Below are 16385 nucleotides of genomic sequence, written 5' to 3'. Positions count from 1 at the left end.
TTACAGGTTCTTTACACAGTTCTTAAATTGATCTCCACGATCTTCATAATTTTTAAACAAATCGAAACTTGCACAAGCTGGTGATAACAAAACAGTATCTCCACGCTCTGCAATTTTATAAGCCACTTTCACAGCTTCTTCCATTGCAAATGTTTCTACTAAAAGATCCACTGCATTACCGAATACATGTTTAATTTTCTCATTATCCTCACCCAAGCAAATAATCGCTTTTACTTTCTCACGTACCAAAGGCATCAACTCCATATACTCATTTCCTTTATCTACACCACCTACGATCCAAACCGTTGGTGATTTCATACTATCCAAAGCATAATAGGCTGCATTTACATTGGTCGCCTTAGAGTCGTTTATATATTCTACATGATGAATTTTCAACACCTTTTCCAAACGGTGGGGAGCTCCTTGAAAATTTGACACACAAGCTCTAATCGTTTCCTTACGGATACCGATTAATTTTGCAATAGTGGCAGCTGCCATCGTGTTCTTTACATTGTGTTGACCTTCTAAGGCCAAAGAGTCTTTAATCATGCTAATAGTGTCTGTTGTTGTTGTTTTTATTATTATCTCGTTTTGTTCTATAAATGCGCCTTCTACAAATACTTTGTTTAATGAAAAGGGCATTAATTTTGATTTGACCGGGTGCTCTTTAAGCCATTTTACCAAAACCGTATCATCTGCATCATAAATCAAATAATCGTTTTCGTCTTGGTTCTCCGCTATTCTGAATTTTGAAGCGATATAGTTTTCAAATGAATACTCGTACCGATCTAAGTGATCTGGTGATATATTCGTAATGACGGCGATATGTGGTTTAAAATCCACAATACCATCCAACTGAAAACTGCTTATTTCGAGCACGTAATACTCAAAATCATTTTCCGCAACCATCTTCGCGTAACTATCACCTATATTACCTGCCATACCAACCTTTAATCCGCCATTTGCAAGTATATGGTTCGTAAGCATGGTAGTGGTAGTTTTTCCATTACTTCCTGTTATACCAATGATTTTAGCATCGGTATATTTTGATGCAAATTCAATCTCAGATATTACAGGAATACCTTTCTCAACCAACTGTTTTACCAAGGGCACCTTATCAGGTATTCCCGGACTCTTCATTACTAAGTCGGCCTTTAAAATGCGGTCTTCAGAATGCTTCTCTTCTTCCCAATCAATTCCAAAATGTTCAAGAACGTTTTTATACTTCTCTTTAATTTTTCCTTTATCGGATACAAAAACCTCATATCCCTTTTTCAATCCTAAAATGGCTGTTCCTACTCCACTTTCCCCTCCTCCTAGAACTACCAATAATGCCATTTATCTAATTTTTAAAGTCACTATGCTTACAATGGCCAATAATATACCTACAATCCAAAATCGAGTTACGATCTTACTTTCGTGATATCCTTTTTTCTGATAGTGGTGATGTAATGGCGACATTAAAAATATACGCCTGCCTTCTCCATATTTATTTCGTGTATACTTGAAATAACCTACTTGCAACATCACTGAAAGTGACTCGGCAAAGAATATTCCGCACAATACCGGTATCAATAATTCTTTACGTACGATTATAGCGATTACGGCAATAACACCACCAATAGTTAAACTGCCAGTATCACCCATAAACACTTGTGCTGGGAAGGCATTGTACCATAAAAAACCTATTAGGGCACCTACAAAAGCGGTTATAAAAACCAACAGTTCACCCACACGTGGTATGTACATAATATCGAGGTAATCAGAAAAAATAATATTACCTGAAACCAAAGCGAAAACCCCTAAAGTAAAAACCATAATTGCAGATGTACCTGCAGCAAGACCATCAATACCATCCGTTAGGTTTGCCCCGTTCGATACTGCAGTTACAATTAGAATGATAATCGGAATAAAGATTAACCAAGCATATTCTTTTGCCCCTTCACCCATCCAACCAATAAAATCACCATAATCAAATTCGTTATTCTTCATGAAAGGAACGGTAGTCATAGTGGACTTAATTTCTGCGCCTTTTACTTGCTCTACCGTATAATCATTAGTTATGATTGATTTATCATGGTCACGCATAGTTACCTCTGGATGAAAATAAAGTACCGAACCAACGATTAGACCTAATACTATTTGACCTAAGACTTTAAACCTTCCTTTTAATCCTTCTTTATTCTTTTTGAATACCTTGATATAATCATCTAAAAAACCGATAGCACCCATCCACAACATAGTGAATATCAGTAGTATGATGTAAATATTATCTAATCGTGCAAATAATATTACCGGAATCAATGTGGCCAAAATTATAATGATACCACCCATGGTAGGTGTTCCTGCTTTTTGCTTTTGACCTTCAAGACCCAGGTCACGTATAGTTTCACCTACTTGTAACTTCTGTAGAAAAAGAATAATTCGTTTACCGAAAACCGTAGCAATTATCAAAGAAAAGAGGATAGCCATTGCCGCACGGAACGTACTAAACTGAAACAGCGTAGCCCCAGGGAACTGGTATTGTTTTTCTAAATATTCGAACAGGTAGGTTAACATAGTTTTTTCATTAGGGCGTTCTCAAGCCAATGTTACTTATCTAGGCTATTTAATAGCTCTTTTACAATTTTAAAATCGTCGAATTCTATTCGTATTCCGTTGGTTTCTTGGTAGGTCTCGTGACCTTTACCTGCTACCAAAATAATATCGTTATCCGTCGCTAATTGACAAGCTGTTTTAATGGCCTGCTCTCTATTTTCAATCGACAATACCTTTTTCACATGCTGTGGCTCAACCCCTGCCTCCATTTCCGCAATAATTTCAGAAGGGGATTCTGTACGTGGGTTATCAGAAGTAAAAATGATTTTGTTACTCATTTCTGAAGCGATATTACCCATTACCGGACGCTTTGATCTGTCTCTATCGCCACCACACCCCACAACGGTGATGACGTTTTCATTTCCAGTTCTCAACGTGTTGATTGTCTCAAGCACATTTTTAAGGGCGTCCGGCGTATGGGCATAATCAACTATGGCCGTAATTTTATTCTTTGATATATAATATTGAAACCTTCCGTCTACATTATCCAACTCACTCAACAAGCGAAGGATTTCCAATTTCTCTAATCCTAATATCTCTGCAGTGGCATAAATTGCCAACATATTATAGGCATTGAATTGGCCTATTAATTTAATCCACAGTTCGTTATCATTGATTTTCAATAACTGACCGTCGAACTGATTTTCTAAAACCTGAGCACGATAGTCTGCATAGTTTTTTAGCGCATACGTAAATTTTCTAGCCTTGGTATTCTGCAACATCACCAAACCATTTTTATCATCGATATTGGTCAATGCAAATGCCTTTTTCGACAACTGATCAAACAATACTTTCTTTGTATCGCGATACTCTGCAAATGTTTTATGATAGTCTAAATGGTCGTGAGATAGATTCGTGAAAATCGCGCCCTTAAAAACCAAACCTTCTGTTCTTTTCTGATGAATACCATGCGAACTCACTTCCATAAAGCAAAATTCAACTCCTGCTTCGTTCATCAACTTTAAATGCTTATTGATCACCAATGCATCGGGAGTGGTATGTTTTGTAGGGTATTCAGTATCATCTACCATTATCTTTATGGTCGATAACAATCCTACTTTATATCCTGCTTTTTTAAACAATTGATACAATAAACTCGAAACGGTGGTTTTACCATTGGTACCGGTTACACCTACTAATGTTAAATTTTTTGAAGGGGTATCGTAGTAATTAGAAGCCATTAAAGCCAACGCCTGATTACCGTTTTCTACCTCAACATAGGTAACACCTTCTACCATATTCGTTGGTAGTTGCTCGCATATAATAGCTCTCGCACCTGTCGCGACCACGGCATCGATATATTTATGACCATCGGTCAAGGTGCCTTTTATCGCTACAAAGGCATCACTCGCTTTTACTTCTCTAGAATCGAAACATACTGAAGCGATATCACAAGAAGTCGTACCACTAACTGCGGTAAGATGTACTCCATATAATATGTCCTTTAACTGCTTCATATTAGTTCTAATACTATTTTCTTCACGGTTTTTATATCGGTTCCTTTAGAGATAGATTGGTGTTTTACCGTTCCATTCCCCTTCACCTCTACTTCTATTCCTAAATTTTCCAAAATCGCAATGGCATCCATACCACTCATACCTTTTACATTAGGCACTTGCGCATATTGCTGTTGTGCATTTTTATAATAGCCTTGGTAAGAAGCATCTGCACTGGAAATCAACATATGCTGTACATCAACCTCACTTGTTAATGGTGATGTGGCATATACTTTTTGTGCTACGGATTTAAATACCGGACCGGAAACATCGGCACCATAATAACCCACACTCTTGTCTGGCTTATGAATGACTACAATACAGGAATACTTCGGATTGTCTGCTGGAAAATAACCTGCAAACGAAGAAATATATTCGTACTTATTCTTATCCTTAGAAACATAATTGGTTTGCGTAGTACCTGTTTTACCAGCCATAGAAAAGTTTTTCGAATACATGCCGTGGCCTGTACCATGCCCTCTCTCTACTACATCCTTTAAAATCTGTTGTACTTTCTTAACCGTTTCTTGAGAACAGATTGCCGGATTCAATACTTTCTTTTCGAACTTTTCAATGGTCTTGTCCCACTCCTTAACTTCTTTTAAAAGTCTAGGCTTCACCATTTCCCCATTATTCGCAATGGCATTATAAAAAGACAATGTTTGCAATGGCGTCATAGAAACCTCATAACCATAGGCCATTTGCGCCAAAGACAGCCCTGACCAACCTTTGTCTCCAGGAAATCTAAGTACTGGCTTGCCCTCTCCACGAACTGGTAGACCTAATTCCTTATGAATACCCATACTCATTAAGCGGTTCACATATTTCTCTGGATCGTTCTTATATCCATTATGTATCATTTTGGCAAACGCTACATTTGAGGATACTTCAAAAGCTTTCGCCATAGAAATTTTACCGTGTCCACCGCGCTTAGTATCTTTTACCCAGTGCCTATATATTTTCCAACTTCCCTTTTCAGTGTCTATTACGGTACTGGTATCGATAACCTTATCCTCTAAGGCGGCTACTAAATTCATTAACTTAAATGTAGAACCTGGCTCATGAGATTCACCAATGGCATAATTTAAACGCTCGTAGTATTTACCCTCAGATGTTTGACCAAGATTCGCAATCGCTTTTACTTCACCGGTCTTCACCTCCATTACAATTACTGTACCGTGGTCTGCTTTATACAGCTCCAATTGCTTTAACAAAGCATGGTGTGCAATATCTTGTATATTAATATCGATGGTAGAATACACATCGTAACCATCCTTTGGCTCTATAATGTTATCGTTACCAATAGGCTTCCAAAGTCCTTTTGCGATTTTTTGCTTGGCACGTTTTCCTTCTATTCCTCTTAAATATTCACCAAAAGCACCTTCCATACCCACTCGGGTACGGTAGCCATTTTCATCTACACGCTCATACCCTACACTACGTTCTGCAATTTTACCTAGTGGATGCTCTCTTGTTGTTTTTTGCTCAATGATCAATCCTCCTTTATACGCTCCTTTATTAAAAAGCGGGAAGGATTTTACAGCCATGTAATCAGAGTAGTCTAGATTACGAACAATTAGTGCGTACCTATTTTTATTCTCCTTGGCTTTTCTAAGAATTTGTTGGTAATGAGAAGATGTATTACCGAATTGCTTTGCCAATGCATCTGATAATGGCTTTATATTTTGCTTAAAATCAATATCATTTACCGTGACCGCATCAAAACGAATCGTGTATTTAGAAACCGATGTTGCCAAAAGACTACCATCATCTGAATACAGGTTACCTCTGTTCGGTTCAATTGTAAAAATATGAGAAGTACGTGTTTCTGCTAAAGCTTTGTACTTTTCGCCATCCACAATTTGTATGGACACCAACTTAAAAAGTACGGCGCCGGAGAACAACACAAGAAATGCCGCTACAATATACAGTCGTTTAAGTATACTTTTATCTGTTGTGGCCATTTATTCTTTTTCATTTAAAGATTTGACCCTAATTTTCTGCGGTGGTGTTTCTGAAGGATACAATCCTTTCTCAGATATCTTACCCGTAATATTCGATTCAAGTTTCAACTGCTGCACATCAGACCTCATGTCTACAAACTCGTTTCGAAGCTCTTTTACTTCTTCGTTCAACAAAGCGATTTGGTGTACTTTCTGATCCGCACTATGCGAGCTACTGATCATTACCGTTGCCAAAAAAGAAATGAAAATGATGAATAGCCAATTTTTAGGAGCGTCACCGCTCACCAAAAATTTACCTTTCAAAAGGTCAAAGACCCCAGTTTTCATTTTATTTTTCGTCATTGCGCTCTGCTATTCTTAATTTGGCACTTCGTGCTCTGTTATTCAATTTTATTTCTTCTCGAGACGGAACTATCAATCCGCCAACTTTCTTTAACGGCACTTCTATGTTTCCATAAAAGTCTTTCTCTGGCTCACCTTCAAACTGTCCAGCTCGTATAAATCGTTTTACCAATCTATCTTCTAAAGAGTGGTAACTTATTACACTTAATCGCCCTTTCGGATTCAATAATTCTGGCACTTGCCCCAAAAACTCCTTGATCACTTCAATCTCTTGATTCACCTCTATACGAATCGCCTGATAGATCTGCGCCAATATTTTATGTTGCTTATGTTCTGGCAAAAATTGCTTTAATGCTTGCTTTAAAGCATCGGTAGTTTTAATTTCCTCAACTTCCCTACCCGCTACAATTACTTTCGCCATAGCGTTGGCGTTTCTGATATCGCCATACTCGAACAACACTTTACGTAAATCGTCATACGCGTATTTATTAACCACCTCATAGGCAGAAAGTGTATTACGCTTGCTCATTCGCATATCTAGATCCGCATCGAAACGGGTAGAAAACCCTCTTTCGGCCTGATCGAACTGATGCGATGAAACTCCGAAATCTGCCAATATTCCATCTACTTTCCGAATGCCATAGAACTTTAAAAACTGGGCGATGTATCTAAAATTTTCCGCTATCAACGTAAATCGTGGATCACCTAACGTATTTGCTTGCGCATCTTCATCTTGATCAAAGGCGAACAATTTGCCCCCTGCACCCAATCGTTTCAATATTTCCTTAGAGTGTCCTCCTCCGCCAAATGTCACATCCACATATACTCCATTCTCTTTGATGTCCAAGCCATCCACCGATTCTTTAAGCAATACCGGATTATGATACATCTCCTTCAGATTTTTCCCCTAACATTACACGTTTGGCCAACTTCACCTTTTCCTCTTTCGTTGCACTGATCGATTTATCATATGCCTTTTTATCCCAAATCTCCAATCGCTTTCCTATTGGCGCAATAACCACTTCTTTAGAAATGCCCGCCAATGAAATAATATCCTTTGGTATCAATAATCTTCCAGTGGCATCTACTTCTACTTGTCGTAGACCTGCCGTATACATTCTTATAAATTGTAGGTTCTCTTCATCGAACCTGCTCTTTTCATTCAATTCTGCCATTACTCCGTGCCATTCGTATGCCGGGTACAACTCTAAACATTCGCTCAGATATGATTTTTTAATAAAAAAACCGTCTTTCAGTATCGGAGCCACTTGATTGCGCAAGGCAACAGGCAGCATAATACGCCCTTTAGCGTCTGCCTTACAGTTAAATGTCCCAAAGAAATAAATGTCCAAAATGACTGGTTTTATTTATATAACTCAAATATATAAATATTATTACCACATTTTACCACTAAAATCCACTTTGTTAATAAATTAACCCACTTGTGAACACCTTTTTCCCCCTAAGCGTTTATTATGGTCAAATTTTACCACTCGAGCCATAATTCTAGAAAAATCGAAATACCTATCATTTCAAGGAGCACCTTATCGAAAAGAGTTGTTTGCTATTCTCGGTAATTACCTATATTTGGGCAATTATGATGAGAAGTTTGCATGGAAAACGATTTAATTGACGACGGTACGTTTAAATACATAGAGGTAGGTGAAGGCAAACCCATTATTATCCTTCATGGTCTTATGGGTGGTCTTAGTAATTTTCAGGGCGTATCCTCCCATTTTCCACCAAAAGGTTATAAGGTGTTAATCCCCGAATTGCCCTTATATTCTATGCCGATGCTTCAAACCACGGTAAAGAATTTTGCCAAGTACCTCAAAAAATTTATAGAGTATAAAGAATTGGACGATGTTATCCTTTTAGGCAACTCTTTAGGCGGCCATATTGGTCTGCTATATACCAAAATGTATCCAGCAAAAGTAAAGGCCTTGGTCATTACCGGCAGTTCTGGACTTTATGAAAGCGCTATGGGTGATGGTTACCCCAAACGTGGTGATTATGAGTTCATTAAAAAGAAAGCACAAGATGTTTTTTATGATCCAGAAATTGCCACCAAAGAGATCGTAGACGAAGTTTTTGCTACGGTGAATGATCGCATAAAATTAGTGAAGACCTTGGCCATCGCTAAAAGTGCCATACGTCATAATATGGCACAAGACTTACCAAAAATGAAAACGCCTACCTGTATCATATGGGGCAAGAACGATAGTGTAACCCCACCAGATGTGGCTGAACTGTTTGATGAACTTTTACCAAATTCAGATTTATTTTGGATAGATGAATGTGGACACGCACCTATGATGGAGCACCCAGACGAGTTTAACAACATTCTTGATGCTTGGTTAGCGAAAAACAATTTTTAAAATTACCTACGGATGAAAATAAAGTCGGCCGACTTTGTAATTAGCAACTCTGATGTTTCTCGATGCCCTAATGAGCCTATACCTGAGTATGCCTTTATTGGTCGCTCTAATGTGGGCAAATCTTCATTAATAAATATGTTGACCGAGCGTAAGAGTTTGGCGAAAACATCGGGTAGACCTGGAAAGACCCAACTCATCAACCACTTTAAGATCAATGAGAATTGGTTCTTGGTCGATTTACCTGGTTATGGGTACGCACGTGTTTCTAAACGTGATAAAAAAACATTTCAGAAATACATTACCAATTACTTTTTGCAACGCGAGCAGCTAGTCTGTTCTTTTGTTCTGGTAGATATACGCCACGAGCCTCAACCCATAGATATGGAGTTTATGCAGTGGCTAGGTGAAAACGGAATACCATTTGCCATTATTTTCACCAAAGCCGATAAGCTAAAACCAAAGGCGATAGAACGCGATGTTAAAACATATCTAGATACGTTAACTGCCGATATGTGGGAAGAAGCACCACAGCATTTCGTCACCAGTGCCAGCCACCGCAGCGGCCGCGATGAGCTTTTGAACTTTATTGACGATATCAACGAGAAATTTTTCGAAGCAACAAAGAAGTAGTTGTTGGTTAAGTATTCAGCTACCAATAGGCAGATCTTCCCTTTCTTATTTTCGGCGAACAATTTTAAACGATAGTCTGCATAGTATAAAATACGTAGCACTTTTACTTCAAAGTCAAAAGTGTACAATAACCAGTTCGATAGTAGTCGAGAACAGGTTTGGAACACAAAATGTTCTCGATACAAATTTCTCGCACCTCGAAATACACTCGAACTAACATTTTTCTATCAACCAACAACCGACAACGATAAAAAATCAACCAACTCCTCAACCTTCTCAAAACCATTCAATTTCTCGGTTGTCACCAGCACCTCTATATCATGCGCAGTTTCTTCTAATATAATAGGATAGGTAAATGCATATCCAAATTTGCTTTTATAGCTCTTTTGAAATTCATCTTTATGTAAGAATTGAAGTTTATAGCCTTTGGCCAATAGACTTTCTCTAAAGATTTTCCACTGTGTATTCTCGATAAAATTACCGAAGGTCAATGAACATAGCGCGCAGTCGTATGTTGAGGGACTGATTATTTTATGGGCAAAATCTAGCATTTTGTTACCGGTATCACTATTTGCATTATAAATAAAGAGGATTTTCTTTGACATAGCCATTTCGTCGAAAAACTACCCGATACCATACATTCTTTGGGTATTTTAAAGAATCCCGTAACTGTTGTTGAACTACAAATACTAAGTTTTTCTTAACTTGTAAAATAGTAAATACGTTACAAACTGACATCAGAAATATACGTATTGGCAATAATATCAGCACGTTGCACACCCTATTTACTAAAAACACATGAACCAAACAAACAAACTTCTTGCTATAAAGTTTATCCATACTTTAATCTGGGCTTTTTTTGTTTTTGTAATTTTTTACATTTTATATTCAGGTATCACTAATCGCATTAATAGGTTCACTTGGATTGGAATTGGACTAATAATCGGAGAAGGTTTTGTTTTACTAGTCTTTAAATTGTTTTGCCCCCTGACCATAATTGCTCGCAAATATTCGGATTCTCAAAAGGAAAATTTTGATATTTTCCTTCCCAATTGGTTAGCAAAACACAACAAGCTTATTTTTACTTCCATTTTCATTGTAGGCCTATTGATAGTTGTAATGAGGGTTATTCAAAACCAGTAAATCAAAAAAAATATGGTGTAAACGATATCCCTTTAACCCTGTAATCTTCCTATCTTAACGTACAGAAGAAAAAACTATGCGAATAGCTTTAATCATATTAATTGGAATACACGGCATTATCCATTTATTCGGATTTTTAAAAGCATTTGGCATATCTGATTTTAATGGGCTTTCTCAACCCATTTCCAAAACATTCGGTATTGCTTGGCTATTGGGCTTTGTTTTATTTGCGATTACAACAGTTCAAGTCATTGCACAATCTAACTATTGGTGGATAATCGGAATTATTGCTGTAATTAGTTCACAATTTTTAATCATAATCTTTTGGAACGATGCCAAATTTGGCACCGTAGCAAACGTAATTATCCTTTTGGCACTACTAGCGGCATATTCAAGTTTCAGTTTTAAGAATAAAATTAAAGAAGAAAGAATATCACTTTTTGAAAACACACCACTTACCAACCAAAAAATTGTTACGAAAGAAGCATTGTTCGACTTACCTGAAATTGTACAAAAATGGCTGGTAAATAGCGGAGTTCTTGGCAAACAGTTTACTTCTAACATGCATTTAGTTCAGGATTTACAGTTAAAAATGAAACCCGAACAAACAGAATGGTATATAGGTAAAGCCGAACAATACACTACCGTAAACCCGCCTGCGTTTAACTGGAGTATTACTACCCAAATGAACTCGCTTTTTAAAGTTACAGGTCGTGACAAATTTGAAAATGGTAATGGCGAAATGCTCATTAAATTGTTTTCTCTTATAACAGTTGCGAATGCTAAAAATCATGAAAAAATTGACCAAGCAGCCTTGCAGAGATACTTGGCAGAAATAGTTTGGTTTCCTTCAGCATCGCTAAGCTCATATATAAAGTGGGAGGCTATAGATGACTATTCGGCCAAAGCAACAATGAAATTTAACGGCACAATAGGTTCGGGTGAATTCCACTTTGACGAAAAAGGGAATTTTGAAAAATTCGTGGCCATGCGTTATCAAGATTCAAATGCAATTAAACCAACTGAATGGACTGTCATTGCAACAAAAACAGAAGAACGTAATGGAATAAAAATACCTGTTGAATGCGAAGCAAGTTGGAAATTGGAGAATGGTAAATGGACATGGTTAAAATTAAAAATAACGGATATACAATATAACGTAGAAGAAATACCTGCGACTAAACATACAGATAAAAAATAGCGCTGCGTCAAACTCAAAATGTAGTATCTTTTTACACGCTACGTTTTATTCAAAAACAGAAGGCGGTAATAGAAAAAAGTAAAATGTCCAGATTAAAAGTATTACGAGAACAGCAAAATTTAACCCAAGAAGAGTTATCAAAAAAATCGGGTGTTTCAGCAAGAACCATACAACGAATTGAAACAGGAAAAGAACCCAAAGGCTATACACGCCGAGTTTTAGCAAAGGCATTAGAAATAGAGGAAAATGAATTACTGCATAAAGAGCCTATGCAAGAACAACCTGAAATTTCAACTCCCAAAGAAGAAACCAAAGAAGTGGCTTTAATCAACTATTCTTTACTAAAATTGATAAACCTCTCTTCAATTCCATTTATCATTATTCCTCCACTAAATATCATCGTTCCTTTTGTTTTAATGCTCACCCTAAAACAAAAAAATAGGTTTACCAAACAGCTTATTTCATTACAACTACTTTGGACCATTATAGCACCAATAGTTTTTATGCTCGGTATCTTTTTAAAACTTGGAAATAAATTCACCATGATCCTTATACTACTAATTGTTTTATCCAATATTTTTATTATCCTACGAAATGCAATAGAAATAGACCGAAACAAAAAAACTGTATTACCAGCTGAATTTCAATATGATATAAAAGTTGTCGGGTTATTGTCGGGGTATTGTCGAGCAGATTTTCAGCATAAAGTAAATGAGTTTTTAACCTTTGCTCAAAAAAAATCATTTATCGCAAAACGAAATTCATGATGTCCAAAAAAATCATCCTTTACCTTACTATCTCTATCATTTTTAGTGCAAAAAGCATTGCACAGCTTAACAAAAACTCAGCACTCTATAACACCATAATTTTAAACGACAGCTTACTATTTAATGTAGGTTTTAATCAGTGTGACATTGCACAATTTGAACACCTGTTAAGTGAAAATTTGAAATTTTATCACGATAAGGACGGTGTCTCCGACAAAGCCAAATTTCTTTACGACCTAAAAAACGGATTATGTAAAAATCCCGAAACGCGACAGGTAAAACGGTATTTGGTCAAAAAGAAAACAGAAATTTTTCCACTGTATAAAAATGGGGTTTTGTATGGCGCCATTCATAATGGCGAACATTTATTTTACGAAAGCAAAGAAAGCCAACCCGGTATTGCCAAATTCTCAAATGTATGGGTGCTAGAAAATAACCAATGGAAATTAGGAACTTCATTAAGTTATGGGCATGAAGCCTACGAATTGCAAAAACCAGAAAATTCAATTTTTGAAAATGACACCGAAATTGAAGCATGGCTAAAAGAAAATAACGTACCCACCCTAGGTCTTGGCATAATTGAAAATGGCAGCCTTAAACACATAAAAGTTTTTGGTGAACTTAAAAGTGGTGTTACCGCACCCTATAACACCATTTTTAATGTAGCCTCTTTAACAAAACCGGTAACCGCAATGGTTACCTTAAAATTAGTAAGCGCAGGAAAGTGGGACTTAGATGAGCCCGTTTACACCTATTTTACCGACCCAGATGTAGCGGCTGACCCTAGAAGCAAAAAACTTACGACACGACATATTTTAAGCCATCGATCAGGATTTCCCAATTGGAGGTATATGAATACATCGAACAAATTAAATTTTCAATTCGAGCCCGGCACCCAATATCAATATTCGGGCGAGGGTCTTGAATATTTACGAAAAGCTTTGGAACATAAATTCAATACCTCTTTAGACCAATTGGCCAATGAACTCATCTTCGAGCCTTTGAACATGAGCGATACGCACTTTACATGGAGCGATACGCTAGACGAATCACGTTTTGCAATTGGGTATGATGCTAAAGGAAAAAGCTATGAAATCCTAAAACAAAAAACGCCAAATGGTGCAGATGATTTAATGACAACTATTGAAGATTATGGTAATTTTTTAGTAAGTGTAATGAATGGTGGTGCACTTTCTAAAAAGGTTTTCGATGATATGGTTACGCACCAAGTGGCCACCAAAAATGGAAAACATTTCGGACTCGGATTTGAAATTTATGATTTTAAAAATGGCGATTATGCCCTATCACACGGCGGAGCCGACAAAGGTGTACAAACCATCGTTTTTATATTTCCGAAAACAAAAAAAGGATTACTCATCTTTACCAATGTAGATGATGGGTATAAAGTGTACGAGAAAATAATAGCACATTACTTGGGTGCGCAAGGCAAAGAAATAATTGAGATTGAAACAGCTGAATAAAAACAAGCTGCTCGCCGACACTATATACTGAAACTGCCTACTGAATTCTGAATACTGAAACATAACCACGAACCATTAAAATGTGGATCATGTACATTCGCTCATTAAGATAAAGTCATACCTTCATTAAAAATTTAGACATCATCTATATTTCGTAAGATCATGATGAAAAGAATTTCAATAGTATTTCTGCAGGCGGTCATTGTGCTTATCGGTATTGTGACGCTTACCCTATTAATTTGGACTCCATTGACCGAAGGTAGAGCCACAAATTTAGACGTGTTCAGTATTTACTTTGACCCATTTATCTTGTATGTATACGTTGCATCCATCGCTTTTTTTGTTATCCTCTACAACGCATTTATGTTGCTCAACTACATTGGGCAGCAAAGGGTATTTTCATCAAGTGCTATTAAAAACTTAAGGCGTATAAAGTATTGTGCAATCGTACTCAGCATTTTGATTATTATGGCAGGGCTATATATCAGATTATCCCACAATCTAGATGACGATCCTGCGGGTTTTCTTGCCATTTGTGCTTTAACTGTCTTTGTTGCTATTATTATCGCCACCACTGCGAATGTATTTGAAATGATCGTACAGCATGTCGTCGCTAAGAAAGCTGAAAATGACCTTTCTAACTGAAGACGAAACCCTGAACCGCAACAATCAACTCTTCTACGGTCTCAAAGCCATTTAATTTCACTGTTTTACCAACACCACTACATCATGCGTTGTTTCTACTAAGTAGCATAAATTAGGTAAAGCATGCCCAAATGTACTGGTATCGTTTTTTTGAAACTCATCTGTAATTAAGAATGCTAGATCCTAGCCTTTTACATTTAATATACGTAGTATAATCTCTTTAATTGGTAAATTTTCACTTAACCACAACCAATCTATACATCATTTATAGCATTTTACGGAAACCCGTAAGTATAGTTACACTACAAGTTGTAGGTTTATTCTTTAGTGGTAACTTAGGGGGTACGTTGTACGTGCTACATTGAGAAATAAACGTACCATGGTACGTTTATACGTACGTTAGGCAACATTAAAAAAAAATCTAAACCGAGCATCAAAATGAAAACGATTACTGCAATATTTATGATTTTTACCAGTCTAACATTATTTTCTCAAACCTATAACGCTGAATTTCAAAAAGGTAAATGGAAAATAGGTAAAGAAAAAGTAATCAAACAAAACCGAATAACAAGATTAGAAGGTAAAAACAATGGTTCAGCCATTACCAATATATATTATGAAACCTTAGAACAATCGATTGAAAACCTGAGAAGAACAGCAGGAAAAGAAATGTGGTTACAGGAAAAACTAGATAGACTAATAAATGCGAGTAAAGAAGTTGCGATTGGCGGGAATATCCACATACTTATTAAAAGACCTACTATAGATGCAGCAAACATGGAACATATCTCAATAATAATTAAAGACTCAGAAGATAAAGAAGAGTTATTCAGAAAAGATTTTGAAAGTGTAATACCAAGCATACCAGCAAGCAATAGCAAGTTATGGAGTAATTATGAAATACAGGTAATTAACAAAGATCTGGGAGATAGTTTTAATGTTTACATCATTGACAAGCTTGGATTTTATAGTACTGGCAAATACAAATTTTTAGTTCGAACTGGGATTTAATCATAGACTACTTAAAAAAGGCTTAACAATATTATCAAAATACATGAGAATTAACAAAGTTGACGCTGATGGACTTTACTCCAGCGCATAAGGGACTTGCAACCTCTAAATAAATCCTTATATTGCTATAAGGTAAAGATGCCCAGACTGGGCACACACACTGTATATGCGATAATTGCTTCCTATCGTCAGCAACTACGCATATACTAACCGTTACCTGTAATTCGGGAAATCGTGCAAATCATTAAACTTTGTTCTAAAAACGCCAACGCGCAAACAGCACATTCATTTTTTTTCAACCGCTTCTTCCACAGCTTAAAAAATAAAAGAGCTGTTTTTTTTGCCACCGCTTTATTGGTTTTACCAAAAATATAAATTAAATTTGTCAAAAAATGACAAGTCTTATGAAAACCACATTTGGAGAATACATCCGACTTTTACGAAACGAAAACGAATTGACTTTAACTCAACTTGCGGCCAAACTGAATTTAGACTCTGCAAACTTGAGTAAAATCGAGAACGGAAAACGAGACTTCGATGAAAAACGTTTACCAAAACTTGCCAAAATCTTCAAACTCAATCTTAAAGAATTACGAAATGAATATGTGACCGACCAAATAGGAAAACATATTTACGAAACAAATTGTACTAAACAACTTTTACAAGTTGCGGAAGAGAAAGCAGAGTATCGTAGAACACTTAATAAATCACTTCAAACACAATAAATAT

At 36.6% G+C, this 16385-nt stretch carries 16 protein-coding genes; 8 read left to right on the top strand and 8 right to left on the bottom strand.

The genetic code is table 11. From position 1 onward, the window contains the following. The 7 genes from murD to AACZ49_RS07885 are packed head-to-tail and all read right to left on the bottom strand — an operon-like array spanning position 1 to position 7752. On the bottom strand, positions 1–1338 hold the full coding sequence (gene murD / locus AACZ49_RS07915) for a UDP-N-acetylmuramoyl-L-alanine--D-glutamate ligase (RefSeq protein ID WP_339653220.1): 1338 nt from the start codon (positions 1336–1338) through the stop codon (positions 1–3). After that, positions 1339–2559, bottom strand: a complete 1221-nt coding sequence (mraY, locus tag AACZ49_RS07910; protein ID WP_339653219.1) for a phospho-N-acetylmuramoyl-pentapeptide-transferase — start codon at positions 2557–2559, stop codon at positions 1339–1341. A 32-nt stretch (positions 2560–2591) separates the two neighbouring features. After that, positions 2592–4055, bottom strand: coding sequence for a UDP-N-acetylmuramoyl-L-alanyl-D-glutamate--2,6-diaminopimelate ligase (locus AACZ49_RS07905; protein WP_339653217.1), 1464 nt, complete (start codon positions 4053–4055; stop codon positions 2592–2594). After that, a complete protein-coding gene (locus AACZ49_RS07900) occupies positions 4052–6058 on the bottom strand; it encodes a penicillin-binding protein (protein ID WP_339653215.1) in 2007 nt (668 codons plus the stop codon). The genes AACZ49_RS07905 and AACZ49_RS07900 overlap by 4 nt, the downstream gene beginning before the upstream one ends. Further along, positions 6059–6385 carry an FtsL-like putative cell division protein gene (locus AACZ49_RS07895; RefSeq protein WP_339653486.1) on the bottom strand — a complete coding sequence of 109 codons (327 nt, stop codon included), beginning with the start codon at positions 6383–6385 and terminating at the stop codon, positions 6059–6061. It abuts the gene before it with no gap. A gap of 1 nt (position 6386) precedes the next feature. Beyond that, positions 6387–7289 carry a 16S rRNA (cytosine(1402)-N(4))-methyltransferase RsmH gene (gene rsmH, locus AACZ49_RS07890; protein ID WP_339653213.1) on the bottom strand — a complete coding sequence of 301 codons (903 nt, stop codon included), beginning with the start codon at positions 7287–7289 and terminating at the stop codon, positions 6387–6389. Next, complete coding sequence (locus AACZ49_RS07885) at positions 7279–7752, bottom strand: division/cell wall cluster transcriptional repressor MraZ (protein WP_339653212.1); 474 nt, start codon at positions 7750–7752, stop codon at positions 7279–7281. Before AACZ49_RS07885 ends, rsmH begins: the two co-directional genes overlap by 11 nt. A gap of 261 nt (positions 7753–8013) precedes the next feature. Between AACZ49_RS07885 and AACZ49_RS07880 the strand changes: the two genes are divergently transcribed. Beyond that, positions 8014–8778: an alpha/beta hydrolase gene (locus tag AACZ49_RS07880; RefSeq protein WP_339653211.1), complete on the top strand. Its 765-nt coding sequence runs from the start codon at positions 8014–8016 to the stop codon at positions 8776–8778. Positions 8779–8790: 12 nt separating this feature from the next. After that, positions 8791–9408 (top strand): ribosome biogenesis GTP-binding protein YihA/YsxC, encoded by a 618-nt coding sequence (yihA, locus tag AACZ49_RS07875; protein WP_339653209.1) that lies wholly within the window; start codon positions 8791–8793, stop codon positions 9406–9408. A 227-nt stretch (positions 9409–9635) separates the two neighbouring features. Here yihA and AACZ49_RS07870 read toward each other — a convergent pair whose 3' ends face one another. Beyond that, positions 9636–10013: a GTPase gene (locus AACZ49_RS07870; RefSeq protein WP_339653207.1), complete on the bottom strand. Its 378-nt coding sequence runs from the start codon at positions 10011–10013 to the stop codon at positions 9636–9638. A gap of 614 nt (positions 10014–10627) precedes the next feature. On the opposite strand from AACZ49_RS07870, the gene AACZ49_RS07865 reads away from it, so the two are divergent. The 6 genes from AACZ49_RS07865 (at position 10628) to AACZ49_RS07840 (ending at position 16381) form a co-directional block, all read left to right on the top strand. Then, positions 10628–11752, top strand: coding sequence for a DUF6544 family protein (locus AACZ49_RS07865; RefSeq protein WP_339653206.1), 1125 nt, complete (start codon positions 10628–10630; stop codon positions 11750–11752). An 83-nt stretch (positions 11753–11835) separates the two neighbouring features. After that, entirely contained in the window at positions 11836–12519 is a 684-nt protein-coding gene (locus AACZ49_RS07860; protein WP_339653205.1) for a helix-turn-helix domain-containing protein, read from the top strand. Further along, positions 12519–14000 carry a serine hydrolase gene (locus tag AACZ49_RS07855; protein ID WP_339653484.1) on the top strand — a complete coding sequence of 494 codons (1482 nt, stop codon included), beginning with the start codon at positions 12519–12521 and terminating at the stop codon, positions 13998–14000. Before AACZ49_RS07860 ends, AACZ49_RS07855 begins: the two co-directional genes overlap by 1 nt. A gap of 162 nt (positions 14001–14162) precedes the next feature. Then, positions 14163–14645 carry a DUF2975 domain-containing protein gene (locus tag AACZ49_RS07850; protein ID WP_339653203.1) on the top strand — a complete coding sequence of 161 codons (483 nt, stop codon included), beginning with the start codon at positions 14163–14165 and terminating at the stop codon, positions 14643–14645. 438 nt (positions 14646–15083) lie between these two features. Further along, a complete protein-coding gene (locus AACZ49_RS07845) occupies positions 15084–15656 on the top strand; it encodes a hypothetical protein (protein WP_339653201.1) in 573 nt (190 codons plus the stop codon). 404 nt (positions 15657–16060) lie between these two features. Beyond that, a complete protein-coding gene (locus tag AACZ49_RS07840) occupies positions 16061–16381 on the top strand; it encodes a helix-turn-helix transcriptional regulator (protein ID WP_339653199.1) in 321 nt (106 codons plus the stop codon). Positions 16382–16385 lie beyond the last annotated feature (4 nt).

This window comes from uncultured Maribacter sp. (assembly GCF_963975365.1).
GTDB lineage: Bacteria > Bacteroidota > Bacteroidia > Flavobacteriales > Flavobacteriaceae > Maribacter.
The sequence above is the reverse complement of the archived record's forward strand: the minus strand, read 5'-3'. Positions and strand labels throughout refer to the sequence as shown.